We start from the raw sequence: 23,344 nt of genomic DNA, 5'->3' as shown, positions 1-23,344 counted from the left end.
AAAATGAGGCTCGCATCGGGTATAGTCGTTTGCGCTCCGTAAGGTACGGAGCCCATTCGACGAAGCCGAAACGCCATCTTCACGACGAACACGATGACAGTGTCCAACGAGCAGCGCAGCCCCCGAAAGCGGCGCACTTCGACTGCCCCCGCAGCAGCGAGCAACCCCGATGGTTTGCGGGCGCAAGGCCTGCGCACGCGCAACACGATCATTCGCGTCGCGCGCAAGCTGCTGCTCGAGGGCGGCCCGCTGGAATTCTCGCAGCGCGCGGTCGCTGCCGCCGCCGGGATCAGCGTCAGCAATCTGCAGTACTACTTCCCGACCCGGATCGCCGTGTTGCGGGCCGTCATCGAGCCGGTCATCGACACCTATCTCGAGGACATGAAGCGCGCGCTCAGCAGCGACGCGTCGCCGCGCGACGTGTTCGACGAGATCATCCAGCGCTCGATCGGCGATGCGAAGGATGTCAAGTACAACGCACTGTTTCGGCATTTCCTGTCGTTCGCGGCCACGGATGACGAGTGCTTCAAGCTGTACGACGAGTGGTACGCGTCGCTCACGCGCGACCTCGCGCAACTGCTGCGCGCGGTCAATCCGGCGTTCGGCGCGGCCGACAGCCGGCATGCGGCGACGATGCTGATCGCACTGGCGGACGGCCTCGCGATGCAGTACGGCACCGGGCGACACACGCAGGCGCTCGATGCGTATTTCGCCGCGACGTCGCGCGCGATCGCATACGGCACGTTCGCGGCGCCGGCCGGCAAATAGCGGCGCGCAGCACCGATGCACGCACAGACAGGGGAATACCCTGTCTTTTTTTGCTTCCTGTGTTTGTCATAATGACCTATGTTTGGTATGTGTTACTAGATGTGGGACGGCCGGGTGCATCTGCTGCCTGGTCGACATGACTGGAGTCCAGGAGGAGAACGGAAATGATTCGTCTGAACAAGTCCGCGGCGCTGCCGCTGGTCGGCTTGACCGGCTTCGAGACGCCGCTGAGCGAAGAGGAAAACGCGATTCAGCACACGGTGCACCGCTTCGCGCGCGACGTGCTGCGGCCGATCGGGCGCGAGCTCGACCGCATGACGCCGGAGGACGTGATCGCGCCCGGCTCGCCGTACTGGGCCGCGATCGTCGAGAGCGCGAAGCTCGGTCTCGATCCGCAACTGATCGCGCAGTTTCCGCCGGACACCGCAGTGCGTATCGAGTCGCTGATCGGCGAGGAGCTCGGCTGGGGCGATTCGGGCCTTGCCGTATCGATCGGCGCTGCGACGATGCCGCTGATGATGGCGCATTCGGTCGGCAATCCGGAGCTGGTCGAGATGTGCGCGGGCAAGGTCGGCTGCTGGATGAACACGCAGCCCGATCGCGGCTCCGATGCGGCGATCCTGTATCGGCAGGAACTCGGCGCGAACGGCCGGCAGCCGGTCGGCAACGTGACCGCGAAGGTCGGCGCCGACGAGATCGTGATCAACGGGCAAAGCTCCGCATGGATTTCGAACGGCTCGGTCGCGCAGGTCGCGCTTGCATACATGGCGGCCGATTACGGCGACGGCTTCTACGGCGAAGGCGAACGCAGCCAGTTCACCAACGGCATTGCGATGATCCTGCCGCTCGACCTGCCGGGCGTATCGCGCGGCAAGCCGCTCGACAAGATCGGCCAGCGCTCGCTGCCGCAGGGCGAGATCTATTTCGACAACGTGAAGGTGCCGAAGCGCTTCGCGATCGCGCTGAAGGACGACTATCTCGGCAATCTCGCGTCAACGTGGTCGTACGCGGGCACGCACATGTGCCAGGTGTTCGTCGGCGTCGCGCGCGCGGCGTTCGAACTCGCGCTTGCGTATTGCCACGAGCGCAAGCAGGGCGGCGCGCTGCTGATGGATCACCAGATGACGCACCTGCGCATCGGCGAGATGCTGCGGCGGCTCGAGATGGCGCGCGCGATCGCGCGGCGCAGCCTCGCGTTCTCGCGGATGTCGCCGCAGAGCCATCCGTACGCGACCGCGCAGGCGAAGGTGAGCGTGACCGAGGAAGCGATGAAGGTGACGCACGAGGCGTTTCAGCTGTTCGGCGGCAACGGCACCACGCGCGAGTTTCCGATCGAGAAGCTGTTCCGCGACGTGCGTTCGGCGCTGATCGAGGATGGCGAGAACTACGTCCTCGCGTCGCGTCTCGGCGTGCTGGCCGGCGTGTTTTACCAGAGCGGGTGGCCGCGCGAGAACCGGGCGCGCGCGGTCGGGCGGCCCGCCGCGCGCCGGGGCAGAGCGTCGCCCCGGCGCGCGGCGCATGTGGCATCAGTTCCCCACTTCCTTCAGCAACGCGGCGGCGGCAAGCTTGCCGACACCGTTGGACGCGAGCGGGCTATCGCCCGTGATCAGCTTGCGGTCCTGATGGCAGCGGCCGGTCATGTCCTTGTTCAGCACCTTGGCGCCGAGTTTCTCCAGGCGATCGGCCACGAGCCACGGCAGCGGGCCCGGCATGTAGCCGATGTCGAGGTTCGGACCGGTGTCGAGCGCGTCGGGAAACACGCACATCTCGTAGTCCTTGAACGGGTAGTCCTGCGGCGCCTCGTCGATCGCCGCGGACAACAGGCACGCGGGGCCGTGACACAGCGTGACGATGTACCGATCGTTGTCGAGCGCCCACTTGAGGGTTCGCTTGACGTCCTTGCTGTGCGGAATGCCGGCGAGCACGCCGTGGCCACCGGGAATGAACACCGCGATGTACGGCGAATCGGCGCCGGCGTTCTGCTCGAGCACGTCGGACAGCTTCAGCGGGGTCTTGAGCTTCTGCAGATATTTCTGGTACGTGCTCTGCACCGCTTCGTCGTCGTTCGGCATCGCCCACAGCTCGAGCTTCGCCGGATTGCCGGAGAGCGTCGCGACATCGATGTCGAAACCGGCCTGGTCCATGTGATGCATCGGCAGCAGCATCTCGACCGGATGATTGCCGGTCGAGAACATCTTGCCGTTCGTCATCAGCACGTAGCGCTCGTCGGTCGCGATCATCAGGACCTTCCACTTGCCGCCCGTGTACGGATTCGGGTAGTCCGCGCCGTCGAAATCGGTCTTCGATGACGTGTATTGCGACAGCGAATACCGCGACGGAAAGAACGCGTTGTTCTCGGCGGGATCGGGGGTGGGCGTTCGGTCCATCTGCGTCGTGTCGGAAGTCATGGCTGCTCCTTGTTCGGGGATGGGTTCTGGGATGGCGGCGTGGGCTCGGCGGCGGGCGGTCTCGATGCGCATGGCGCGACCCGCCGCGCCGGCCTGGCGTTCATGCCTCGTCGTGCGGACGGGAATCCCACGACGAGGATACGCGCTGCGATGAATCCTACAACGCCGCGTTGCGGCAATCGCCCCCCCGAACAGGTGGGTCGCGCGTCGCGGTCGCCGCGATGTTCGTATGAAAGAAAAGGCCGAACGCACCGCCTTTCCGCCGGCGTCGCTCCCCCTGAACAGGGGGGGCGCGAAACCCGGCCCGTCCGGTATCGTGGCCGCAATCGCGACGACCGGCCAGGTCGCTTATGGAGGCATTCATGAATTCGTCATACCTGTCCGCGGACGATGCGGCGGCCCCGGCCGCGCATGCCTATCCGCTGCTGATCAAGCAACTGCTGCACGCGCCGCTCGCGACGCGGCCCGAGCAGCAGATCGTGTACGGCGACCGGGTCCGGCACGACTACTGGACGTTCCGGCATCGCATCGGCCAGCTCGCGAGCGGGCTCGCGGCGCTCGGTGTGGGCACCGGCGACGTCGTGGCCGTGATGGACTGGGACAGCCATCGCTACCTCGAGTGCTACCACGCGATTCCGATGATGGGCGCGGTGCTGATGACGGCCAACGTCCGGCTGGCGCCCGATCAGTTGCTGTACACGCTCAACCATTCGGGCGCGCGGGTCGTGCTGGTGCACCGCGATTTCCTGCCGCTGCTGGCGGACATGCGCGACCGGTTGACCACGGCGACCCACTTCGTGCTGATCGCCGACGGCGACGACATCGACCTGCCCGACGGCTTCGCCGACGAATACGAGCGCCTCGTCGCGGCCGGCTCGCCGGATTTCGCGTTTCCCGATTTCGACGAGAACACCCGTGCGACGACGTTCTATACGACCGGCACCACCGGGCTGCCGAAGGCCGTCGCGTTCACGCATCGCCAGCTCGTGCTGCACACGCTGGCCGGCATGGCGGCGCTGTCGAGCGCGCGCGATCGCGGGCGCGTGCACCGCGACGACGTCTACATGCCGATCACGCCGATGTTCCACGTGCATGCATGGGGCATGCCGTATATCGCGACCGCGCTCGGCCTCAAGCAGGTCTATCCGGGACGCTATTCGCCGGAAGGCTTGCTCGCGCTGATCGCGCGCGAAGCGGTGACGTATTCGCACTGCGTGCCGACGCTGCTCGCGATGATTCTCGACAGCCCGGCGTCGGCCGCGACCGATCTGTCGTCGTGGAAAGTGATCGTCGGCGGCTCGCCGCTGCCGGAAGGACTGGCGCGGGCGGCGCTCGCGCGCGGCATCGAGGTCTACACCGGCTACGGGATGTCGGAAACGTGCCCGCTGATGACGATCGCGCAGATCGATCCGCCGCGCGCGGCCGCCGACGCACCCGGCGACGATATCGCGCGCCGGACGAAGGCCGGCCTGCCGCTGCCGCTCGTCGACCTGCGCATCGTCGACGCGCAGTTTCGCGACGTGCCGCACGACGGGCGATCGGCGGGCGAGGTCGTCGTGCGGATGCCGTGGGCGACGCAAGGCTATCTCGGCGATGCGCAGGCGTCGGCGGCGCTGTGGGCGGGCGGCTACCTGCATACGAACGACATCGGCGTGATCGATCCCGACGGCCGGCTGCAGATCACCGACCGGATCAAGGACGTGATCAAGACGGGCGGCGAATGGGTGTCGTCGCTCGAGCTCGAGGACATCCTGTCGCGCCATCCGGCCGTGCGGGAATCGGCGGTGATCGGCGTGAAGGACGCGCGCTGGGGCGAGCGGCCGCTGGCGCTCGTCGTGCTCGCCGACGAGCACGTCGGCCGCGTCGAACCGGCGGAGCTGCAGGCGCATGTGAAGCAGGTGGCCGATCGCGGGTTGATCTCGCGCTACGCGGTGCCGGAGCGCTTGCTGATCGTCGACTCGATCGAGAAGACGAGCGTCGGCAAGATCAACAAGCGCGCGCTGCGCGAGCGCTACCAGCCGGACTGAGCGGCGGTGCGGGCGCGGCGCGCCGGCCGCCCGCACGCGCGGCGGCGGCGCCGGTGGCCCGTCGCACCATCCGGCGAGCGTTTCGCCGAAGCGCCGCCGTCCGAAGCGCCCCATCCGAAGCGCCCCATCCGAACGTCGTCATCCGAACGTCGTCATCGGAACGTCGTCATCCGAGCGTCGTCATCCGAACGTCGTCATCCGAGCGTCGTCATCGGAACGTCGTCATCCGAGCGTCGTCATCGGAACGTCGTCATCCAAGCGTCGTCACCCAAGCGTCGTCTTGCCGAGATCCTCGAACAGCCGCACGTTGTCCCAGTAGGCGGCGAGCCGCGCGATGCGGCCGTCGGCGTCGAACTCGAACACGAACGCATGCCTGAGCGAGAACGCGCGCCCGCGGTTCTGGATGCCGGCGAATTCCTGCGCCTGGGTGCCGCCGATGGTGACCTCGGCCGTGGCATGACGGCCGGCGTCGTCCGCATGGATCGCATCGACCGCGTTGCCGAGGTCCGGAAACGCGTCCAGCAGCGCCGCCCAGACGGCCTTGCCGTGCACGGCCGCCAGGCCGGTCACGGCGATCGGCACGTAGTCGATCGTGGCATCCGGCGCGAACAGCGCGAGCATGCCGTCGATGTCATGCCGGCGATACCGGTCGAAAAACGCGGCGACGACGTCGCGACGGTTCATGGCAACTCCTGGTGAGAAAGGACGGCGACAGTGGCGGCGGGGGCCGCCCGCGGGCCGTGCAGTCAGGATGAAGCGAGTCCTCCGCGCGAGGTAGCCCCCCGAATGGGGGGCTGAACATCCGAGATTCGTTCGAGAACAATGCGGGTCCTTTACCGTCGGCCGTGACGCGGCGCCGCCAGCGCGCACCGGTCCGGACATCACCTACTTTTGAAGGCCCGTGCCGAATCGCTATGCTGTTTCGGTGGCGGTGCGCGTTGGCCGGGCATCCGGCAGGCCTGCCGCGCTTTCCGGGCCGGTGGACACGCGCGCAGCGCAAGGAGAACGGGAACAGCATGACGCCGAGGGACAGCAGACAAGCGGCCGGCCCGACGGACGCCGACACGATCGAAGTGCTGGTCCGCACCAAGCTTGCGCCGGCGTCGGCCCGCGGGATCGTGTCGCGCATCGCGCGGCTCGGGCGGCTCGAGCGCGCGCGCGATCGCCGGCTGACGCTCGTCTGCGCGCCGGCCGGATACGGCAAGACGACGCTGCTCGCGGAATGGCGCAGCGCGGTCGTCGCAGCGGACGCGAAGGTCGCGTGGGTGAGCCTCGACCGGGACGACGACAACGCGTCGATCTTCTCGTCGTACGTGGTCGCGGCGATCGTCGATGCGACCGGCGGCGTCGGCGTGCGCGCGCAGCGGCTGCTGCGCGACCGCGCGCTGATTCCGCTGAAGACCGTGTTCGACGAGCTGCTCAACGAGCTGGAGCGTTCGGGGGTCGAACTGTTCCTGATGCTCGACGACTTCGATCGCCTGTCATCGCCGGTCATCCACGACGCGATGTTCGAGCTGCTGCGCTATGCGCCGTCGAACCTGCACGTCGTGCTGGCGTGCAGATCGATTCCGGCGCTGCCGCTCAGCTATTTCGAGTCGCGCGACCAGCTCGTGCGCATCGACGAGAACGACCTGCGCTTCGACGCTGCGGAGACGCGCGCATTCTTCGAGCGGATCGCCGGCAAGCCGCTCAGCCCGGCAAACGTCGAACGCCTGCGCGCGGCCACCGAGGGCTGGGTGTCGGGGCTGCAGCTCGCCGCGCTCGCGCTGCACGACGACAGCGACGCCGAGCGCATCGCCGAACAGGTCAGCCACGCGCGCGCGGGCATCGCGACCTACCTGAACGAGAACGTGATGACGCAGGTGCCGGACGCGATCCGGCACTTTCTGCTGCATACGGCCGTGCTGGACCGGATGACGCCGGCGCTGTGCGATGCGCTGACCGGCCGCGACGATGCGCTGGCGTGCCTCGAATGGCTGAGCGCGCGCAACCTGTTCATCCGGTCGATCGACGGCGATCGCGGGCGTTATCGCTATCACGCGCTGTTCTTGCAGTATCTGCGCGAGGAACTGGCGCTGCGGGAGCCCGCTGCGGTCGCCGTGCTGCATCGCCGCGCGAGCGAATGGCATGCGGCCGAGCGGCAATGGCCGGACGCCGTCCGGCACGCGCTCGCGGCCGGCGATTTCGACGCGGCCGCCGGCTGGGTCGAAACCTGCGCGATGAAGCTCATCGCGGCGAGCGACGTGCGCACCGTCCTCGACTGGGTGTCGCGGCTGCCCGCTCGCGCGCTGGCAGGCCGCCTGCGGCTGCGGATCGCGCACGCGTGGGCGCTCGCATTGTCGATGCAGATGATCGACGCGCGCCACACGCTCGAGGTGCTGGAAAGCGACGTCGCCGCGGGGCGGCTCGATACGGATGCCGTCACGGCAACCGAGCTGCTGGCCGTCCGCTCGCTGGTTACCGCGCTGTCGGACCACAGTACCGACGCGCTGCGTCTCGGCGAACGCGTGCTGGCGGCCGGCCCGCCGGCAGGCTCGTGGATCGAGCAGATCGGGCAGACGACGCTGAGCTTCGGGCTCGGCTACGCGGGGCGCCTCGACGACGCGCTGGATCTGCGCGCACGGGCCGAGCGCGCGGCGTCCGGCCACGAGCCGCTGTTCGCGAACGTGTATCGCCAGAACATGTCGGGGCTCGCGGAATTCGTCGCAGGCCGCCTGCACGACGCGTCGAAGACGTTCGAAACCGCGTTGCGTGCCGCGGAGCGGGCGGCGGGGCACCTGTCGGCGGCCACGGCGCTGTCGGCCGGTTACCTGTCGGCGATCTACTACGAGTGGAACGACTGGCAGAAAGTGCGCGACGCGCAGGCCGACCGCTTCGACATCGCGATGCAGGCGTGCTCGCTCGGGCCGCTGCTGCGGTTCGTGCAGACCGCCGCGCTGCTGCAGTACCAGTCGGGAAACGACGCGCGTGCGCATGAGCTGCTCGACGAGGCCGATCACGTCGCCTGCAGCCGGCAATGGCTGCGGCTGCGCGTCGGCTGCATGGCGACCGGCGTGCGGCTGCACTTGAGCGCGGGGAAGCCGACGCAGGCGCATCGCGTCGGGCACGCGCTCGCATCGCTGGTGCCGGCGGCGCCGCCGGACGAGACGTCGAGCCAGGTCGAGACCTGGCAGATGGCCCAATCCGCGCATGCGCGGCTGCTGCTCGCCGACGCGCGTATCGACGAAGCCGTGCAGGTCATGGCGATCGTGCACGACGTGCTCGCCGCACGCGGATTCGACTGGTTCGCGGCGCAGGCGGCCGTGTTGCGCGCGGTGGCGTGCGAGCAGGCGGGCGACGAGGATACCGCGCTCGCGATGCTCGCCGGTGCGCTCCAATACGGCCAACGCAACGGGCTTGTGCGCACCTTCGTCGACGAAGGGCCGGTGGTGGAGCGCATGCTTGCGCGCGTGCAGAAGCAGCTCGACCGGTTCCCGGCGCTCGGCGCGTGGTATCCGCGCGAACTGCTGCGCGCGTTCGACGCGCAGCGCGCCGCGAGCGCGACACCCGCGGGCCGCCCCGGCGTGGCAGGCAACCTGAGCGCGCGTGAAGCCGAAATCCTCGACTACGTCGCACGCGGGCTGTCGAACAAGGAAATCGCGCGTGCGCTGCGCGTCGCGCCCGAGACGATCAAGTGGCATCTGAAGAACATCTTCGAAAAGCTCAACGTCACGTCGCGCATCCAGGCGGTGCGCAGTGGGCTCGCGCTCGATGCGTCGCGCGTGCGGCCCGGCGACGAATGAGCGGCCGCCGTCCGCACGCGGCAAGCGTCAATGATGCGCGGCGAACGACGCGGAGATTTCGTCGATCGCCGCGCGAATGCGCGCGGTGTGGCGCAGGTCGCGATGCGTGACGAGCCACACTTCGTACGGCGCCGCGCGCACACAATCGGGCCACACGCGCGCGAGCCCGTCGCGCTCTCCCATGTAGACCGGAACCTCGCCGATCCCGAGGCCCGAGCGCAGCGCCGCACGCATCATCAGGTTCGACGTCGTGCGTGCGACGATGCGGCCGCCGTCGATCGGCTCGCCGGCGATCGACGGGGCTCGGCTCGCGTCGAGGTACGGCTGGTAGACGACGAGGTCGTGCCCCGCGAACGCGTGGCCGCGCTCGGGCTCGCCGTGCCGCTGCAGGTAGTCGTGCGACGCGAACAGGCCCATGTCCCAGCGTGCCAGGCGGCGCGCGACGAGATCGGGATTGTCGGGCCGCACCGTGCGGATCGCGATATCGGCTTCGCGTTTCGCGAGGTTCAGGATCTGCGTCGACGTGTTCAACGCGACGGACACGTCCGGGTGCTTCGCGTGCAGTCGCGCGATCGACGGCATCACGAACTCGAGCGCGAGCGCATCGGTCGTCGTGATCTTCACTTCGCCGGCGAGCCGCCGGTCGACCCCTTGCGTCAAGCGCACCAGCTCGTGCGCGTGCTGCTCCATCGCCTCGGCGGCGCGTAACGCCAGTTCGCCGACCGGCGTCGGCAGATAGCCTTTCGACGAACGCAGGAACAGCGTCGCGCCGAGCATGTGCTCGAGCGTCGCGAGCCGCCGCCCGACGGTTGCCTGATCGATGCCGAGCGTCTGTGCCGCACGGCGCAGCGTGCGCTCGCGATGAATCGCGAGAAAGACGCGTGCGTCGTCCCAGTTCATCGCGTGTCCTGACTGATGCATTTTTGCATTCCCCGATCGGCAATTCGCTGCGTGTGCGCGCGCAGCATCGTCCCTAGACTCTCTTCACACACATTGCGATGCCGCGGTTCCGGGAAGGCCCGTGAATCGGTCGGGCATCGACGAACGTTGAGGATCATATCGTGATTGATGACGTGAAACCGCTCCCCGCCGACATGACCGCGATCGAGATCGTGCGTCCCGGCGGCCCCGAAGTGCTCGTGCCGGCTGCCCGTGCGGTGCCGTCGCCCGGCGCCGGCGAAGTGCTGATCCGCATTCATGCGGCCGGCGTCAACGGCCCCGACGTGTTCCAGCGCAAGGGGCTGTACGACCCGCCGCCCGGGGCGTCCGACATTCCCGGCCTCGAAGTCGCGGGCGACGTCGTCGCGATCGGACGCGACGTCACGCGCTTCGCGATCGGCGATCGCGTGTGCGCGCTGATTCCCGGCGGCGGCTACGCGGAATACGCGGTCGCGAACGAAAGCAATACGCTCGCGATTCCCGAAGGGCTCGGCATGGCGGAAGCAGCCGCGATGCCGGAAACCTTCATGACGGTCTGGCTGAACCTGTTTCAGCGCGGCGGCTTCAAGGCCGGCGAAAGCGTGCTGATCCACGGCGGCGCGTCCGGCATCGGCACCACGGCGACGATGCTGGCGAAGGCGTTCGGCGCGTCGAAGATCATCACGACCGTCGGTTCGGACGCGCAGCGCGACGCGAGCGTGCGCCTCGGCGCCGATCACGCGATCGACTACCGCAGCGAGGATTTCGTCGACGCGGTGAAGCGCTTTACCGACGGCCGCGGCGTGGACGTGATCGTCGACATCATCGCCGGCGACTACGTCGCGCGCAATTTCGCGGCGGCCGCGCTGAATGGCCGCATCGTGCAGATCGGCGTGATCAACGGCCCGGCGAAGGAGCTCGACCTGTTCCCGATGCTGACGAAGCGGCTCACGCACATCGGCTCGACGCTGCGCTCGCGCACCTATGACGAGAAGGCGCAGATCATTCGCGAGCTGGAGCACGCCGTGTGGCCGCTGATCCGGCAAGGCGCCGTCAAGCCGCAGGTGTACCGGCTGTTCGCGCTGCGCGATGCGCGCGCCGCGCACGAGCTGATGGATTCCGGTCGTCATATCGGCAAGATCGTGCTGGTGACGCCGGCGGCGGAGCCGGCGCTGCAGGCCGCCATCGACGCAAACGCCAAGCATTCCACATGACGGCCGGACGCTTCAGCCCCCCGCTCGGGGGGTGAAGCCACGGCCGGGATTGCCGGACAATCGGTACCACTGAATGCGTCGCCGCCCCCGGCGTCGCGCTGCGCGGGCGCCGCAATGGATGATGGGTCGAAATGGACATGCTCGAGAACATGCGGACGTTCGTGCGCGTCGTGCAGGCCGGCAGCTTCACCGCCGTGGCGAAACAGACCGACGTCGCCACCGCGCAGGTGTCGAGGGCCGTCGCGAGCCTGGAGGAATACGCGCAGATCCGCCTGCTGCACCGGACTACCCGGAGGATCGCGCTGACCGACAGCGGGCGCCGCTACTTCGAACGCCTGCAGTCGATTCTCGGCGACGTCGACCAGGCCAATGCCGAGGCCCGGAATGCGCTGGTGCGCCCGTACGGGCGCTTGCGCGTGCACACGATGGCCGGCCTCGGGCAGAGCCATGTGACCGCGGCGGCCCTCGCGTATCAGGCGAGCTTTCCTGACGTGTCGATCGAGATGACCTATTCGCAACGCATGCCGAATCTCGTCGAGGAGGGCTACGACGTATCGATCGTCACCGCGTCGCACCTGCCCGACTCCGGCTACATCGCGCATTCGTGCGGAACGTCGCACAGCGTGCTGGTCGCGTCGCCCGCCTATCTCGAGCGCCACGGCGCGCCGGCAACGCCCGCCGATCTCGCGAGCCACACCTGCCTGCGTCTCGACACGCCCGCCGACGCACATGGCGAATGGCTGCTGCACGGCGCCGCCGGCGATACGATCGCGCACGCGGTGCCGGACGCGCCGTTTCAGGCGAACGCGCCGGAAGCGCTGTCGCTCGCGCTGCATGCCGGGCTCGGCATCGGCTCGCTTGCGATCTATTCGGTCATCGACGATCTGCGCTGCGGTCGGCTCGTGCGCGTGCTGCCCGATTACCGGCTGACGATGCTCGACGTGTACGCGATGTATGCGTCCCGTCGCTTCGTCGACGCCAAAGTCCGCACGTTCGTCGATCACGTGCGCGCGAACCTGGCGCTCGCGCTGCAAGCCGACGAACGCGCGCTCGCCGCGCTCGCGGCACCGCGCGGCCGCGAACGCGGTCGCGGCCGCGTGCGCGCGTTGACCGTCGCCACGGCCTGACGGCCGGCGCCCCTACCTTTCCCGTTCGTTCCGTTGAGGAGAAATCCGATGAAGCACCGTTTTGCAATCGTCGTTGCAGGTTTGGTGGCGCTGTCGCCGATGCTTGGCCATGCTCAGTCCGATACCACCACGGCCACTGCCGCGACCGCTGCGTCCGTGTCGCCGCCGACCACGTCGCCGCGCGCGGCAAAGAAAGCCGAGCGAGCGGCCGATCGCGCGTTCGCGAAGAAGGTGCGTCTGGCCGTCATGAAGGCGCCGGGTATCGGCAACGCGCAGGTCAGCGTGTTCGCGAAGGCGAAAACGGGCGACGTGACGCTGGCCGGATTGATCACCGATGAAGCGCAGGACCGGGCCGCGGTCGACGCGGCCCGTCAGGTGGCGGGCGTGACCTCCGTGAAGAGCCGGCTCCAGCTGCGGCTGGAAGGCGGCCAGTAACGGGCAGCGCGTGCCGTACGCGGCGTGTCCTTTCCGACCCCCGTTGTGTAAAGAATCCACGACGAAGGGCGCGGCAGGGACGCGCCGGCGCGTGCGGCCGGTTCCTCGCCGCCTGCCGGCGGGGAAAGCCGTCAGATTCGACCGAGCAGCACCAGTATCACGACGATGATGACGACCAGCCCGAGACCGCCCGACGGCCAATAGCCCCAGTCTCGGCTGTGCGGCCACGCCGGAAATGCCCCAATGAGCAGCAGAATCAGAACGATGATAAGGATCGTACCGAGCATCGCATCCCTCCTGAACGTGGTGACATGACGGTGGCGGGTGTCGCAATTCGCGTGCCGCGACGCCGGGAAGTCGAAAGGCGCTGCAAGCGCACTGTTTGAATACGGTGACGACATCAAATTCACACGATGAATACCCGCTGATTCAGAAAATAAATTTCAAAAATGCGGGCCTGCTCGCTATGCTGGCTTCCAGTTTCCTTCACGCGGCAGGCAGGCAATGGCTGAACTCTTTCTGATACGGCACGGGCAGGCGTCGTTCGGCACGGACGACTACGACCGGCTGTCCGCCGCGGGCGAGCAGCAGGGCGTGTGGCTCGGCGAATACTTCGCGCGGCAGGGCCTGACGTTCGACCGCGTGATCTGCGGCACGATGAACCGGCACGCGCAGACGGTCGCCGCGATCCTGCGCGGGATGGGCCGTGAAGGCGCGCCGGTCGACCGCCATCCCGGCCTGAACGAATACGACTTCCACGGGCTGTTCGCGGCGGCCGCGAGCGACTATCCGGAGATCGCGCGGCTCGCGGCCGGCTCGATGAAGGAGCACTTTCGCGCGCTGCGGCAGGTGCTGCACCTGTGGGCCGACGACAAGCTCGGCGTCACCGCGCCCGAGACCTGGGCGAACTTCCAGCAGCGCGTCGCCGACGCGCGCGCCGCGATCCGCGCCGGCGGCGGCCAGCGCGTGCTCGCGGTGAGTTCCGGCGGCCCGATCGCGGTGACCGTGCAGCAGGTGCTCGCCGCACCGCCGTCGAGTGCGATCGCGCTGAACCTGCAGATCCGCAACAGCAGTCTTTCGCAGTTTTTCTTCAACGCCGATGCGTTCCACCTGGCGTCGTTCAACGGTATCCCGCATCTCGAGGATCCCGAACGACATGCGTGGCGCACCTACGGCTGACCCTACGAACGATCGCGACGATGACGAACCCTTCCCAGCCCCTCGACGTAGCCCGCCTCACGCGCTATCTGGAAGCGCACGTGCCGGGCTTCGAAGGCCCGCTCGACATGGAGAAGTTTGCCGGCGGCCAGTCGAACCCGACCTTCCTGCTGCACGCGAAGAGCGGCCGCTACGTGCTGCGCCGCCAGCCGCCCGGCGAGCTGCTGAAATCCGCGCATGCGGTCGACCGCGAATTCCGCGTGCTGAGCGCGCTGTCGGGCACCGCGGTGCCGGTCGCGCATCCGTATCACCTGTGCGAAGACCGCGACGTGATCGGCAGCCTGTTCTACGTGATGAGCTTCGAGGACGGCCGGATCTTCTGGGATCCGGCGCTGCCCGAGCTGCCGAAGGACGAGCGCGCGACCTGCTACGACGCGCTGATCCGCACGATGGCCGCGCTGCACGACGTGGACGTCGACGCGGTGGGCCTCGCCGACTACGGCCGCCCGGGCAACTATTTCGAGCGCCAGATCGGCGTGTGGACGAAGCAGTATCGCGCGGCGGAAACCGAGCGCCTCGACGCGATGGAGACGCTGATCGACTGGCTGCCGAAGGCGTGCCCGGAGGACACGGGCCGGCCCGCGCTGGTGCACGGCGACTTCCGGATCGACAACCTGATGTTCGCGCACGACGGCTATCGCGTGCAGGCCGTGCTCGACTGGGAACTGTCGACGCTCGGCAATCCGCTCGCGGATCTCGCGTATTTCTGCATGTGCCTGCGACTGCCGTCAGGCGGCCAGGTGCGCGGGCTCGCGGGCCAGGATCCCGCGGCACTCGGGATTCCCGACGAAGCGGCGATCGTCGCGCGCTATTGCGAACTGCGCGGGATCGAGCCGATTCGTGACTGGCATTTCTATCTCGCGTTCAGCTTTTTCCGGCTCGCCGCGATCGCGCAGGGCGTGAAGGCGCGCGCGCTGCAGGGCAACGCATCGAGCGAGCAGGCGCTGCGCGTCGGCGCGATGACCGGGCGGCTCGCCGAAATGGCCGTGGCCGTGATCGACGCGCATCGCTGAACGCCGGCACGACAAACACATCAATGGAGGAGCACAGCAACATGGCAACGAATCTGTTCGACCTGACGGGCAAGATCGCGCTGGTGACGGGCGCAAGCCGCGGCATCGGCGAGGAAATCGCGAAGCTGCTGGCGGAGCAGGGCGCGCACGTGATCGTGTCGAGCCGCAAGATCGACGACTGCCAGGCGGTTGCGGACGCAATCATCGCGGCAGGCGGCCGTGCCGAAGCGCTGGCGTGCCACGTCGGGCGGCTGGAGGATATCGCGGCGACGTTCGAGACGATCCGCGGCAAGCATGGCCGGCTCGACATCCTCGTGAACAACGCGGCCGCGAACCCGTATTTCGGGCACATCCTCGATACCGATCTCGCTGCGTACGACAAGACCGTCGACGTGAACATCCGCGGCTACTTCTTCATGTCGGTCGAGGCCGGCAAGCTGATGAAGGCGAACGGCGGCGGCGCGATCGTCAACACCGCGTCGGTGAACGCGCTGCAGCCGGGCGACCGGCAAGGCATCTATTCGATCACGAAGGCCGCGGTCGTCAACATGACGAGGGCGTTCGCGAAGGAGTGCGGGCCGTTCGGCATCCGCGTGAACGCGCTGCTGCCGGGCCTCACGAAGACGAAGTTCGCGGGCGCGCTGTTCGCCGACAAGGACATCTACGAAACGTGGAAGGCGAAGATTCCGCTGCGCCGCCACGCGGAGCCGCGCGAGATGGCCGGCACGGTGCTGTATCTCGTGTCGGACGCGGCGAGCTACACGAACGGCGAGTGCATCGTCGTCGACGGCGGCCTGACGATCTGAGCGCGCGATGAAACTCGACAGCTATGCCGGCCAATCCGTGATGATCACCGGCGCCGCGAGCGGCTTCGGCGCGCTGCTCGCGAGCGAACTCGCCGCGATGGGCGCGCGGCTCGCGCTCGGCGACGTGAACGAGGCCGCGCTCGAACGCCTCGCCGCGCGGCTGCGCGCGGCCGGTACCGACGTGATCGCGCAGCGCTGCGACGTGCGTGTCGAAGCCGACGTCGCGTTGCTGGTGCAGGCGGCGGTCGCGGGCTTCGAACGGCTCGACGTCGGCATCAACAACGCGGGCATCGCCCCGCCGATGAAGGCGCTGGTCGATACCGACGAAGCCGATCTCGACCTGAGCTTCGCGGTGAACGCGAAGGGCGTGTTCTTCGGGATGAAGCACCAGATCCGCCAGATGCTCAAGCAGCGCGAAGGCGTGATCCTGAACGTCGCGTCGATGGCCGGGCTCGGCGGCGCGCCGAAGCTCGCCGCCTATGCGGCGTCGAAACACGCGGTGGTCGGGCTCACGAAGACGGCCGCGCTCGAATACGCGCGCCACGGCATTCGCGTGAACGCGGTGTGCCCGTTCTACAGCACGACGCCGATGGTGACCGACAGCGATATCGGCGACCGCCAGGACTTTCTCGCACAGGGCTCGCCGATGAAGCGGCTCGGCCGGCCCGACGAAGTCGTCGCGGCGATGCTGATGCTGTGCGCGAAGGAAAACACCTATCTGACCGGGCAGGCCGTCGCCGTCGACGGCGGCGTCTCGGCCTTCTGAACCGAACGAACGGAAAACGGAATCTCGAGGAGTCGATCATGGACTTTGGCTACACCCCGAAAGTGGAAGAACTGCGCGAACGCGTGCGCGCGTTCATGGATGCGCACATCGTGCCGCGCATCCGTCAGTGGAACGAGGAAGTGCATGCGGGGCAGTACCCCGTGTCGTTCATGGAAGCGTTGAAGGAACGCGCGAAGGCCGAAGGGCTGTGGAACCTGTTCCTGCCGCACCTGAAGGACGACGAGCCGGGCATGGGCCTGACCAACCTCGAATACGCGCCGCTCGCCGAGATCATGGGGCGCGTGAGCTGGGCGTCGGAAGTGTTCAACTGCAATGCGCCGGACACCGGCAACATGGAGCTGCTGCACATGTTCGCGACGCCGGAGCAGCGCGAACAGTGGCTGCTGCCGCTGCTGCGCGGCGAGATCCGCTCCGCGTTCGCGATGACGGAGCCCGACGTCGCGTCGTCGGATGCGACCAACATCACGACGCGCATCGTGCGCGACGGCGACGACTACGTGATCAACGGCCGCAAGTGGTTCATCACGAACGCCGCGCATCCGAACTGCAAGATCTTCATCGTGATGGGCAAGACCGACCCCGATGCGGAATCGCACCAGCAGCAGAGCATGATCCTCGTGCCGCGCGACACGCCGGGCCTGACGATCGTGCGCAACATCACGGTGATCAATCACTACGCGCCGGAAGGGCACTGCGAGATCACGTTCGACAACGTGCGCGTGCCGGCGCGCAACCTGCTCGGCGAGGAAGGCAGCGGTTTCGCGCTCGCGCAGGCGCGCCTCGGCCCGGGCCGTATTCACCACTGCATGCGTTCGATCGGCGCGGCCGAGCTCGCGCTGGAGCTGATGATCGACCGCGCGCAGTCGCGTGAAGCGTTCGGCAAGCCGCTGAACCGCCACGGCACGATCGGCGAATGGATCGCGCGCTCGCGCATCGAGATCGACCAGGCGCGCCTGCTCGTGCTGAAGGCCGCGTGGATGATCGACAAGGTCGGCGCGAAGGCCGCGCGCAAGGAAATCTCGATGATCAAGGCGCTCGTGCCGACCGTTTATACGGACGTGTGCGATCGCGCGATCCAGGTATTCGGCGCGGCCGGGCTGAGCCCCGATACGCCGTTGGCCGACCTGTGGACCTGGGGCCGCGCACTGCGCTTCGCCGACGGCCCGGACGAGGTGCACCTGCAGGCCATCGCGCGGATGGAGGTCAAGGACGCCGTGCGCGGGTCGACCGAGCCGTATCTGACGCGCCCGCCGCGCGGTTGAGCGTCGCTTTGCGCGGGAGAGCGACGTGGGCGAACGGGAGGCGCACGCCGTATTAAGATGCCGGCAAGGAGATCCGGCGATGCGCCTTTCGAAGATTGATCTGAACCTGTTCGTCGTATTCGAGGCGATCTACAACAAGCGCAACCTGACGCGCGCGGCCGAGGTGCTGAACCTCACGCAGCCCGCCGTCAGCAACGCGCTGGCGCGGCTGCGCAAGACGCTGAACGATCCGCTGTTCGTGAGCACGCCGGCCGGGATGATGCCGACGCCGATGGCCGAGAACATCGTCGGCCGCGTGCGCGAGGCGCTGCAGCTGCTCGATTCCAGCGCGCACGAAGGCGACGTGTTCGACCCTGCTTCGTCCGAACGCGTGTTCCGGCTCAGCATGAGCGACCTGACCGAGGCGCTGCTGTTGCCGGCGCTCGGCGAACTGCTGCAGACGCATGCGCCCGGCATGCACGTGCGCAGCTATACGATGGACCGCCGCGAAGTCGCGACCGCGCTCGCCAACGGCTCCGTCGACATCGCGATCGACGCGCCGCTGATCGCCGATCCGCACCTGCACCAGGCGCTGCTCGTGCGCGACCGCTACGCGTGCATGATCCGCAACGATCATCCGTTCGACGGCGATACGCTGACCATGGACGACTACCTGTCGATGGGGCACATCCACGTGTCGAGCCGCCGCAAGGGCAGCGGGCACGTCGATGCGGAACTGACGCGGCTCGGGCTGCGCCGCAACATCCAGATGCGCGTGCAGCACTACATGGTCGCGCCGCTGATCGCGATGCGCGGCGATCTCGCGCTGACCGCGCCGCTGCGGCTGCTGCGGCGCTACCCGGCGCGGATCCTGGAGCTGCCGTTCGAGATGCCGGCGCTCGAATACTTCTGCTACTGGCATCGCAGTGCCGATCAGGATCAGGGGAGCCAGTGGCTGCGGGAGCAGCTGATGACGCTGATGGGCGGGATCGGCGGCGGGCAGTGATGCGCGCGGGCCGCGCGTCGGCACTTCCGTGAGCGCGCGTGTGCGTGCGCGTGTTCGCTCAAAACGAATCGTCGTCGAAGCGCGACGATAGCGGCCGCCGCTTCATGTCCTTCAGCCAGTCCCGGACCTTGTCCGGATCCTCGAACTCGCGCAGCGCGACGGTCAGGTCCTGATTGCCGCGCTGCATGCCGGCGATGTCGCGCGCGAGCATGCGGATGACGGTGTCGGGCGCGACCTGGGTGGACGATGCGATCCCGTACGTGCGCCGGAAATCGCGCTCCACGTGCTCGATCTCCTGATCGAGTTCGCGCAGTTGCTCGTCGAGGATCGCGTTGTAGCGCGCGAGCCGCGCTTCGCTGAGCCCGTCGATTGCACGGCGGTCGATCTGTTCGATCTCCAGCTGCAGTTCGAGCAGCTGCAGCAGGTTGCCCTTCTCGTAAGCGCGGTTGACCCGCTGCATCAGCACGGTCTTGCGCTGCTGTTCCAGCGGATCGGTTTCGCGATCGGGATGCAACGCGCTGGCGAGCTTGCGATAGATCTCGCGGATCGACTTGCTCGATTCGGCCTGTTCGGCTTCGATCCGCGCCTGCGCGGCCGATTGCTTCGGTGCTTTCTTGCGCTTCGCGCGCTGCGCCTCACGGGCCGCGTGGGCGGCCATCTCGCGTTCGAACTGCGCGTCGAGTTCGGCCTGCATCCGCGCGGCGAGTTCGTCGGGCGACAGTGTGTCGAGATCTTCCGGCGGTTCCGGATCAGCGTCCGGTTCCCGTTTCGTCGGCTCCCGCTCGGCCGCGGCGTTGCCGACGCTCGCGGACGCGCGATGCCGGTCGTAAATGGCCTTCAGCCCGGCATCGTCGCTCGCGTTCAGCAAATCGCCCGCCATATCGGCGATCAGATCGGACAGCGTGCGCTGCTCGGCCTTGCTCAGGCCCTTCTGCAGGAATGCGTCGTCGAGCAGGTGGATCAACCGGATCCGCAGCGCCGTCGCTTGCTGTTCGAGCGGCAACAGCCCGTCGATGAATTTCTTCTGGAACGCCGGCATCACGGCGTCCCACGCGCCGAGCCGCTCGCGGCGCTTTTCGATCTGCTTGACGAGCGTATTGAACGTTTTCTGGGCTTTCGACAGGCTGGCTGTGTCGTGACCGGGCGCGATCGCGACCTCGGCACCGCGACGTGCGGTCATGGTGAATATCCTCCGGCCGCGGCGGGACGCGCGGCAGGCCGGTATTTTAGCCGGACCGGCACGCCAGTTCCGGCCGGCGGCATTCCGGTGCCGCTGCGTTACAGCACCGCCATCGATTCCGTCATGTTCTGCTTCATGTAGTCGAGGAAGCGCTTCTGGAACAGCATCGTGTGTTCGTGCGCGGCCCGCTCGGCCGCATCGGCATCGCGCCGCGCGATCGCGTCGATCAGTTCGTCGTGGTCGCGGCCGAGCTTGGCCGCCGTCGGCGAACTGACCGTGAAATCGAAGTGCAGATGAAGCAGGCGCTGGCCTTCGCCGAGCAGCCGCTCGTAGTAGCCCACGAAATACGGATTGTTCGCCGCGTGCGCGATCGCCATGTGCAGCGCCTTGTTGGTCTCCGACATCGCCTGGAAATCGCCGCTCGCGACGGCTTCCATGTACACGTCGTCGGCCTTGCGGATCTTCGCGAGATCGGCGTCGGAGCGCTGCGTGGCCGCGAGCCGCGTGACCGCGCGCTGGATCAGGTCGAGCGCCGAGATGTATTTCGGGAATTCCTCGATCTCGAACGGTGTGACGAGCGTCGTGCGATTCGGCAGCACCGTGACGAGCCCCTCGCTGCTGAGCCGCGCGATCGCGTCGCGCACCGGCGAGCGCGACAGCCCGAACTGCGCGGCCAGCGAGATTTCGTCGAGCTGCACGCCGGGCTTGAGCTTGAGCGTCAGGATCTGCTTGCGCAATTCCTCATACACATACCGCCCGCCGTGCCGGCGGCCGCCACCTTCGGTTTCAACGGCCTCTTTGCTCATCTCGCCACCCTTCCTGTAATCGGCCCGGGTCACCGGGCGCGCTCTGGAGTTTAGCATCGCGCCCTCACGTGTCTGACGTCGACGATGGCCCGAATCCGTCGCCCCACGTGTCGCTGAGCATGAATCCCGCGGCCAGCGGATCGTCGGGATCGACGCCGAGCTGCTGGAACCCGAACACCCACGCGCGCCCGGTCACGCGCGGCAGCACGGCCGGCCGGCCGCCCACTTCGGTCGTGCCGAGCAGTTCGACGCGGAATTCGCCGCCGATCGTCGAGCGCGACGTGAGGACGTCGCCCACCTGCACGCGCCCGCGCGCGGCGAGCGTCGCGAGGTTCGCCGAGCTGCCGGTGCCGCATGGAGAACGGTCGACCCGGCCGGGCGGCAGCGTCGTGCAGGTCTGGTACACCGTGTCATCGACACGGTTGCGGAACATCACGTACGCGACTTCGTCGATCTCCGGGTACAGCGGATGCCGCACCGCGACCTGACGGTTGATGATCTCCCTGAGCCGAACGCCTTGCGCCGCGAGCTCGCGCGCGTTGCCCGGCGCGATGTCGAGCCCGATCTGGTCGACGTCGACGAGCGCGTAGTACACGCCGCCGAACGCGATGTCGGCCTTGATCGTGCCGAAGTCCGGTGTATGCACGTCGACGTCGAGGTGCTCGACGAACGCCGGCACCATGTCGAGCGACACGCCGACGCAGCGGCCGTCGCGGCACGCGGCCCGCGCGGTGACGAGCCCGGCCGGCGTGTCGAGCACGACGGTGGTCTCGGGTTCCTGCATCGATACCATCCCGAGTTCGAGCAGTGCGGTGACGACGCAGATGCAGTTGCTGCCCGACATCGGATGCGCCTTGTCGGCCTGCAGTACGATGAAGCCGGCGTGTGCTTCCGGCCGTGTCGGCGGCAGCAGCAGGTTGACCGACATCTGCAGGCAGCCGCGCGGCTCGAGCACGACGAGGCGCCGCAAGCTGTCGTCGGTATCGTTGATGTGGTTCATCTTGTCGAGCATGGTCTTGCCCGGCACGTCGAGGACGCCGCCGGTGATGACCTTTCCGATCTCGCCCTCGCAATGCACGTCGACGAGCTGCAGCGTTTTGTTCCAGCGCATGATCGATTCACCTTCCTACTTGATGTACCAGCCCCAGGGCTTGTCGCTGTCGTAGCGCGTGATCTGCTTGATCTCGAGGTAGTTGTTCAGCCCCCATTCGCCGAGTTCGCGCCCGATCCCGCTCTGCTTGTAACCGCCCCACGGCGCTTCCGTGAACGTCGGCTGCGAGCAGTTGATCCATACGATACCGGCGCGCATCGCGCGTGCCACGCGCTCGCAGCGCGGCAGATCGGCCGACATGACCGCTGCCGCGAGACCGAAGCGCGAATCGTTGGCCGAGCGTACCGCTTCGTCTTCGGTATCGAACGGCCGCACGCACACCACCGGCCCGAAGATTTCCTCGCGCCAGATCCAGCTGTCTTCCGGCACGTCGGCGAACACGGCCGGCTCGATGAAGTAGCCGCGTTCGAGATGCGCGGGCCGCGCACCGCCCGTCACGAGTCGCGCGCCTTCGTCGCGGCCGCGAGCGATCGCTTCCCGCACCTTGTCGTACTGCCCGCGGCTCACGAGCGGGCCGAGCAACACGCCGTCGTCGCGGCCGTTGCCGATGGTGATCTTGCGCGCTTCCTGAGCGAGCCGCTCGACGAGCGGCGCATACAGCGAGCGTTCGACCAGCACGCGCGACGTGGCCGAACACACTTCGCCCTGGTTCCAGAAGATGCCGAACAGGATCCATTCGACGGCCGCTTCGAGATCGCTGTCGCCGAACACGACGAATGGCGACTTGCCGCCGAGTTCGAGGCTCACGTTCTTGATGTCGCGCGCGGCCGCCTGCATGATCCGGCTGCCGGTCGGCACGCTGCCGGTGAAGGCGAGCTTGTCGATGCCCGGATGGTCGGCGAGCGGCGCGCCGGCGTCCGTGCCGAGGCCCGTCACGACGTTCAGCACGCCGGCCGGCAATCCGGCCGCATCGGCGATGCCGGCGAGTTCCAGTGCGGTGAGTGGCGTCAGCTCGGATGGCTTCAACACCATCGTGCAGCCGGCCGCGAGGGCGGGCGCGACCTTCCACGCGGCCATCAGCAGCGGAAAATTCCACGGGATGATCGCGCCGGCCACGCCGATCGGCTCCTTGCGCACGACCGTGCTGAAGCGTTCGTCCGCGAGCGGCACCGGCGTCTCGGCGCTGCCGTCGAGCTGTTCGGCAAGCCCCGCATAGAAGTCGAAGCAACCGGCGGCGTCGCCCAGATCCCACAGCGCTTCGGGCAGCGGCTTGCCGTTGTCGCGCACTTCGAGCTCGGCGAGCTCGGGCAGGCGGTCGCGGATCCCTTGCGCGATCGCGCGCAGCACGGCAGCGCGCTGCGCGCCGCTCATGCGCGGCCACGGGCCTGCGTCGAACGCGCGGCGCGCGGCGTTGACCGCAGCGTCGATGTCTTCGGCGGTGGCGGCGGCCACCTTTGCGATCACTGTTTCGTCGCTCGGATCGAGCGTATCGAAGGTACGGCCGTGAACGGGCGCTACCCAGCGGCCGTCGATGAAAAGTCGTTCGTAGGATTGCAT

At 67.8% G+C, this 23,344-nt stretch carries 20 protein-coding genes and 1 pseudogene; 13 read left to right on the top strand and 8 right to left on the bottom strand.

Going from position 1 to position 23,344, the window contains the following annotated elements; all coding sequences use genetic code 11:
* Window positions 1-93: 93 nt before the first annotated feature.
* Together O1Q03_RS04890 and O1Q03_RS39950 are read left to right on the top strand one after the other, a co-directional pair.
* Window positions 94-768 (top strand): TetR/AcrR family transcriptional regulator, encoded by a 675-nt coding sequence (locus O1Q03_RS04890; RefSeq protein ID WP_269501911.1) that lies wholly within the window; start codon window positions 94-96, stop codon window positions 766-768.
* 164 nt (window positions 769-932) lie between these two features.
* Window positions 933-2,219: pseudogene (locus O1Q03_RS39950) on the top strand (acyl-CoA dehydrogenase family protein); the annotation flags it as partial.
* A gap of 75 nt (window positions 2,220-2,294) precedes the next feature.
* Here the strand turns inward: O1Q03_RS39950 and hchA are convergent.
* Window positions 2,295-3,176 carry a glyoxalase III HchA gene (gene hchA / locus O1Q03_RS04880; RefSeq protein ID WP_269502063.1) on the bottom strand — a complete coding sequence of 294 codons (882 nt, stop codon included), beginning with the start codon at window positions 3,174-3,176 and terminating at the stop codon, window positions 2,295-2,297.
* A gap of 362 nt (window positions 3,177-3,538) precedes the next feature.
* Between hchA and O1Q03_RS04875 the strand changes: the two genes are divergently transcribed.
* Window positions 3,539-5,203, top strand: coding sequence for a fatty acid--CoA ligase (locus O1Q03_RS04875; RefSeq protein WP_269501910.1), 1,665 nt, complete (start codon window positions 3,539-3,541; stop codon window positions 5,201-5,203).
* 264 nt (window positions 5,204-5,467) lie between these two features.
* Here O1Q03_RS04875 and O1Q03_RS04870 read toward each other — a convergent pair whose 3' ends face one another.
* Complete coding sequence (locus tag O1Q03_RS04870) at window positions 5,468-5,887, bottom strand: nuclear transport factor 2 family protein (protein ID WP_269501909.1); 420 nt, start codon at window positions 5,885-5,887, stop codon at window positions 5,468-5,470.
* Window positions 5,888-6,219: 332 nt separating this feature from the next.
* Between O1Q03_RS04870 and O1Q03_RS04865 the strand changes: the two genes are divergently transcribed.
* The gene (locus O1Q03_RS04865; protein ID WP_269501908.1) at window positions 6,220-8,985 is read left to right on the top strand and encodes a LuxR C-terminal-related transcriptional regulator; all 2,766 of its coding nucleotides are present in this window, start codon (window positions 6,220-6,222) and stop codon (window positions 8,983-8,985) included.
* A gap of 27 nt (window positions 8,986-9,012) precedes the next feature.
* Here O1Q03_RS04865 and O1Q03_RS04860 read toward each other — a convergent pair whose 3' ends face one another.
* A complete protein-coding gene (locus tag O1Q03_RS04860) occupies window positions 9,013-9,885 on the bottom strand; it encodes a LysR family transcriptional regulator (RefSeq protein ID WP_269501907.1) in 873 nt (290 codons plus the stop codon).
* A 194-nt stretch (window positions 9,886-10,079) separates the two neighbouring features.
* On the opposite strand from O1Q03_RS04860, the gene O1Q03_RS04855 reads away from it, so the two are divergent.
* From O1Q03_RS04855 to O1Q03_RS04845, 3 genes are all read left to right on the top strand, one after another.
* Complete coding sequence (locus O1Q03_RS04855; protein ID WP_269502062.1) at window positions 10,080-11,117, top strand: NAD(P)H-quinone oxidoreductase; 1,038 nt, start codon at window positions 10,080-10,082, stop codon at window positions 11,115-11,117.
* Window positions 11,118-11,248: 131 nt separating this feature from the next.
* A complete protein-coding gene (locus tag O1Q03_RS04850) occupies window positions 11,249-12,244 on the top strand; it encodes a LysR family transcriptional regulator (protein WP_269501906.1) in 996 nt (331 codons plus the stop codon).
* A gap of 48 nt (window positions 12,245-12,292) precedes the next feature.
* Window positions 12,293-12,679 carry a BON domain-containing protein gene (locus O1Q03_RS04845; RefSeq protein WP_269501905.1) on the top strand — a complete coding sequence of 129 codons (387 nt, stop codon included), beginning with the start codon at window positions 12,293-12,295 and terminating at the stop codon, window positions 12,677-12,679.
* Window positions 12,680-12,810: 131 nt separating this feature from the next.
* Here O1Q03_RS04845 and O1Q03_RS04840 read toward each other — a convergent pair whose 3' ends face one another.
* Window positions 12,811-12,966 (bottom strand): DUF3309 family protein, encoded by a 156-nt coding sequence (locus O1Q03_RS04840; RefSeq protein WP_269501904.1) that lies wholly within the window; start codon window positions 12,964-12,966, stop codon window positions 12,811-12,813.
* Between the two features lie 217 nt (window positions 12,967-13,183).
* On the opposite strand from O1Q03_RS04840, the gene O1Q03_RS04835 reads away from it, so the two are divergent.
* The 6 genes from O1Q03_RS04835 (at window position 13,184) to O1Q03_RS04810 (ending at window position 18,750) form a co-directional block, all read left to right on the top strand.
* Window positions 13,184-13,858, top strand: coding sequence for a histidine phosphatase family protein (locus O1Q03_RS04835; RefSeq protein ID WP_269501903.1), 675 nt, complete (start codon window positions 13,184-13,186; stop codon window positions 13,856-13,858).
* A gap of 20 nt (window positions 13,859-13,878) precedes the next feature.
* Window positions 13,879-14,910, top strand: a complete 1,032-nt coding sequence (locus O1Q03_RS04830) for a phosphotransferase (RefSeq protein ID WP_269501902.1) — start codon at window positions 13,879-13,881, stop codon at window positions 14,908-14,910.
* Window positions 14,911-14,951: 41 nt separating this feature from the next.
* Entirely contained in the window at window positions 14,952-15,716 is a 765-nt protein-coding gene (locus O1Q03_RS04825; protein WP_269501901.1) for an SDR family oxidoreductase, read from the top strand.
* 7 nt (window positions 15,717-15,723) lie between these two features.
* Window positions 15,724-16,482 (top strand): SDR family NAD(P)-dependent oxidoreductase, encoded by a 759-nt coding sequence (locus tag O1Q03_RS04820; RefSeq protein ID WP_269501900.1) that lies wholly within the window; start codon window positions 15,724-15,726, stop codon window positions 16,480-16,482.
* A 38-nt stretch (window positions 16,483-16,520) separates the two neighbouring features.
* Window positions 16,521-17,765 (top strand): acyl-CoA dehydrogenase family protein, encoded by a 1,245-nt coding sequence (locus tag O1Q03_RS04815; protein WP_269501899.1) that lies wholly within the window; start codon window positions 16,521-16,523, stop codon window positions 17,763-17,765.
* A 79-nt stretch (window positions 17,766-17,844) separates the two neighbouring features.
* The gene (locus O1Q03_RS04810) at window positions 17,845-18,750 is read left to right on the top strand and encodes a LysR family transcriptional regulator (protein WP_269501898.1); all 906 of its coding nucleotides are present in this window, start codon (window positions 17,845-17,847) and stop codon (window positions 18,748-18,750) included.
* 58 nt (window positions 18,751-18,808) lie between these two features.
* Here O1Q03_RS04810 and O1Q03_RS04805 read toward each other — a convergent pair whose 3' ends face one another.
* From O1Q03_RS04805 to O1Q03_RS04790, 4 genes are all read right to left on the bottom strand, one after another.
* Complete coding sequence (locus tag O1Q03_RS04805; protein ID WP_269501897.1) at window positions 18,809-19,930, bottom strand: J domain-containing protein; 1,122 nt, start codon at window positions 19,928-19,930, stop codon at window positions 18,809-18,811.
* A 98-nt stretch (window positions 19,931-20,028) separates the two neighbouring features.
* Window positions 20,029-20,736: a GntR family transcriptional regulator gene (locus O1Q03_RS04800; RefSeq protein WP_269501896.1), complete on the bottom strand. Its 708-nt coding sequence runs from the start codon at window positions 20,734-20,736 to the stop codon at window positions 20,029-20,031.
* 64 nt (window positions 20,737-20,800) lie between these two features.
* Window positions 20,801-21,847 (bottom strand): proline racemase family protein, encoded by a 1,047-nt coding sequence (locus O1Q03_RS04795; protein ID WP_269501895.1) that lies wholly within the window; start codon window positions 21,845-21,847, stop codon window positions 20,801-20,803.
* Window positions 21,848-21,862: 15 nt separating this feature from the next.
* Window positions 21,863-23,344, bottom strand: coding sequence for an aldehyde dehydrogenase family protein (locus tag O1Q03_RS04790; RefSeq protein ID WP_269501894.1), 1,482 nt, complete (start codon window positions 23,342-23,344; stop codon window positions 21,863-21,865).

Origin of the sequence: Burkholderia sp. IMCC1007 (assembly GCF_027257875.1) — a bacterium.
GTDB lineage: Bacteria > Pseudomonadota > Gammaproteobacteria > Burkholderiales > Burkholderiaceae > Burkholderia.
This window is presented reverse-complemented; position numbering and strand designations above follow the sequence as displayed.

Bases quoted from the DNA above. Each gene is read 5' to 3' on its own strand.
- O1Q03_RS04890 (WP_269501911.1), top strand. From the start codon at position 94: ATGACAGTGTCCAACGAGCAGCGCAGCCCCCGAAAGCGGCGCACTTCG.
- hchA (WP_269502063.1), bottom strand. From the start codon at position 3,176: ATGACTTCCGACACGACGCAGATGGACCGAACGCCCACCCCCGATCCC.
- O1Q03_RS04875 (WP_269501910.1), top strand. From the start codon at position 3,539: ATGAATTCGTCATACCTGTCCGCGGACGATGCGGCGGCCCCGGCCGCG.
- O1Q03_RS04870 (WP_269501909.1), bottom strand. From the start codon at position 5,887: ATGAACCGTCGCGACGTCGTCGCCGCGTTTTTCGACCGGTATCGCCGG.
- O1Q03_RS04865 (WP_269501908.1), top strand. From the start codon at position 6,220: ATGACGCCGAGGGACAGCAGACAAGCGGCCGGCCCGACGGACGCCGAC.
- O1Q03_RS04860 (WP_269501907.1), bottom strand. From the start codon at position 9,885: ATGAACTGGGACGACGCACGCGTCTTTCTCGCGATTCATCGCGAGCGC.
- O1Q03_RS04855 (WP_269502062.1), top strand. From the start codon at position 10,080: ATGACCGCGATCGAGATCGTGCGTCCCGGCGGCCCCGAAGTGCTCGTG.
- O1Q03_RS04850 (WP_269501906.1), top strand. From the start codon at position 11,249: ATGGACATGCTCGAGAACATGCGGACGTTCGTGCGCGTCGTGCAGGCC.
- O1Q03_RS04845 (WP_269501905.1), top strand. From the start codon at position 12,293: ATGAAGCACCGTTTTGCAATCGTCGTTGCAGGTTTGGTGGCGCTGTCG.
- O1Q03_RS04840 (WP_269501904.1), bottom strand. From the start codon at position 12,966: ATGCTCGGTACGATCCTTATCATCGTTCTGATTCTGCTGCTCATTGGG.
- O1Q03_RS04835 (WP_269501903.1), top strand. From the start codon at position 13,184: ATGGCTGAACTCTTTCTGATACGGCACGGGCAGGCGTCGTTCGGCACG.
- O1Q03_RS04830 (WP_269501902.1), top strand. From the start codon at position 13,879: ATGACGAACCCTTCCCAGCCCCTCGACGTAGCCCGCCTCACGCGCTAT.
- O1Q03_RS04825 (WP_269501901.1), top strand. From the start codon at position 14,952: ATGGCAACGAATCTGTTCGACCTGACGGGCAAGATCGCGCTGGTGACG.
- O1Q03_RS04820 (WP_269501900.1), top strand. From the start codon at position 15,724: ATGAAACTCGACAGCTATGCCGGCCAATCCGTGATGATCACCGGCGCC.
- O1Q03_RS04815 (WP_269501899.1), top strand. From the start codon at position 16,521: ATGGACTTTGGCTACACCCCGAAAGTGGAAGAACTGCGCGAACGCGTG.
- O1Q03_RS04810 (WP_269501898.1), top strand. From the start codon at position 17,845: ATGCGCCTTTCGAAGATTGATCTGAACCTGTTCGTCGTATTCGAGGCG.
- O1Q03_RS04805 (WP_269501897.1), bottom strand. From the start codon at position 19,930: ATGACCGCACGTCGCGGTGCCGAGGTCGCGATCGCGCCCGGTCACGAC.
- O1Q03_RS04800 (WP_269501896.1), bottom strand. From the start codon at position 20,736: ATGAGCAAAGAGGCCGTTGAAACCGAAGGTGGCGGCCGCCGGCACGGC.
- O1Q03_RS04795 (WP_269501895.1), bottom strand. From the start codon at position 21,847: ATGCGCTGGAACAAAACGCTGCAGCTCGTCGACGTGCATTGCGAGGGC.
- O1Q03_RS04790 (WP_269501894.1), bottom strand. From the start codon at position 23,344: ATGCAATCCTACGAACGACTTTTCATCGACGGCCGCTGGGTAGCGCCC.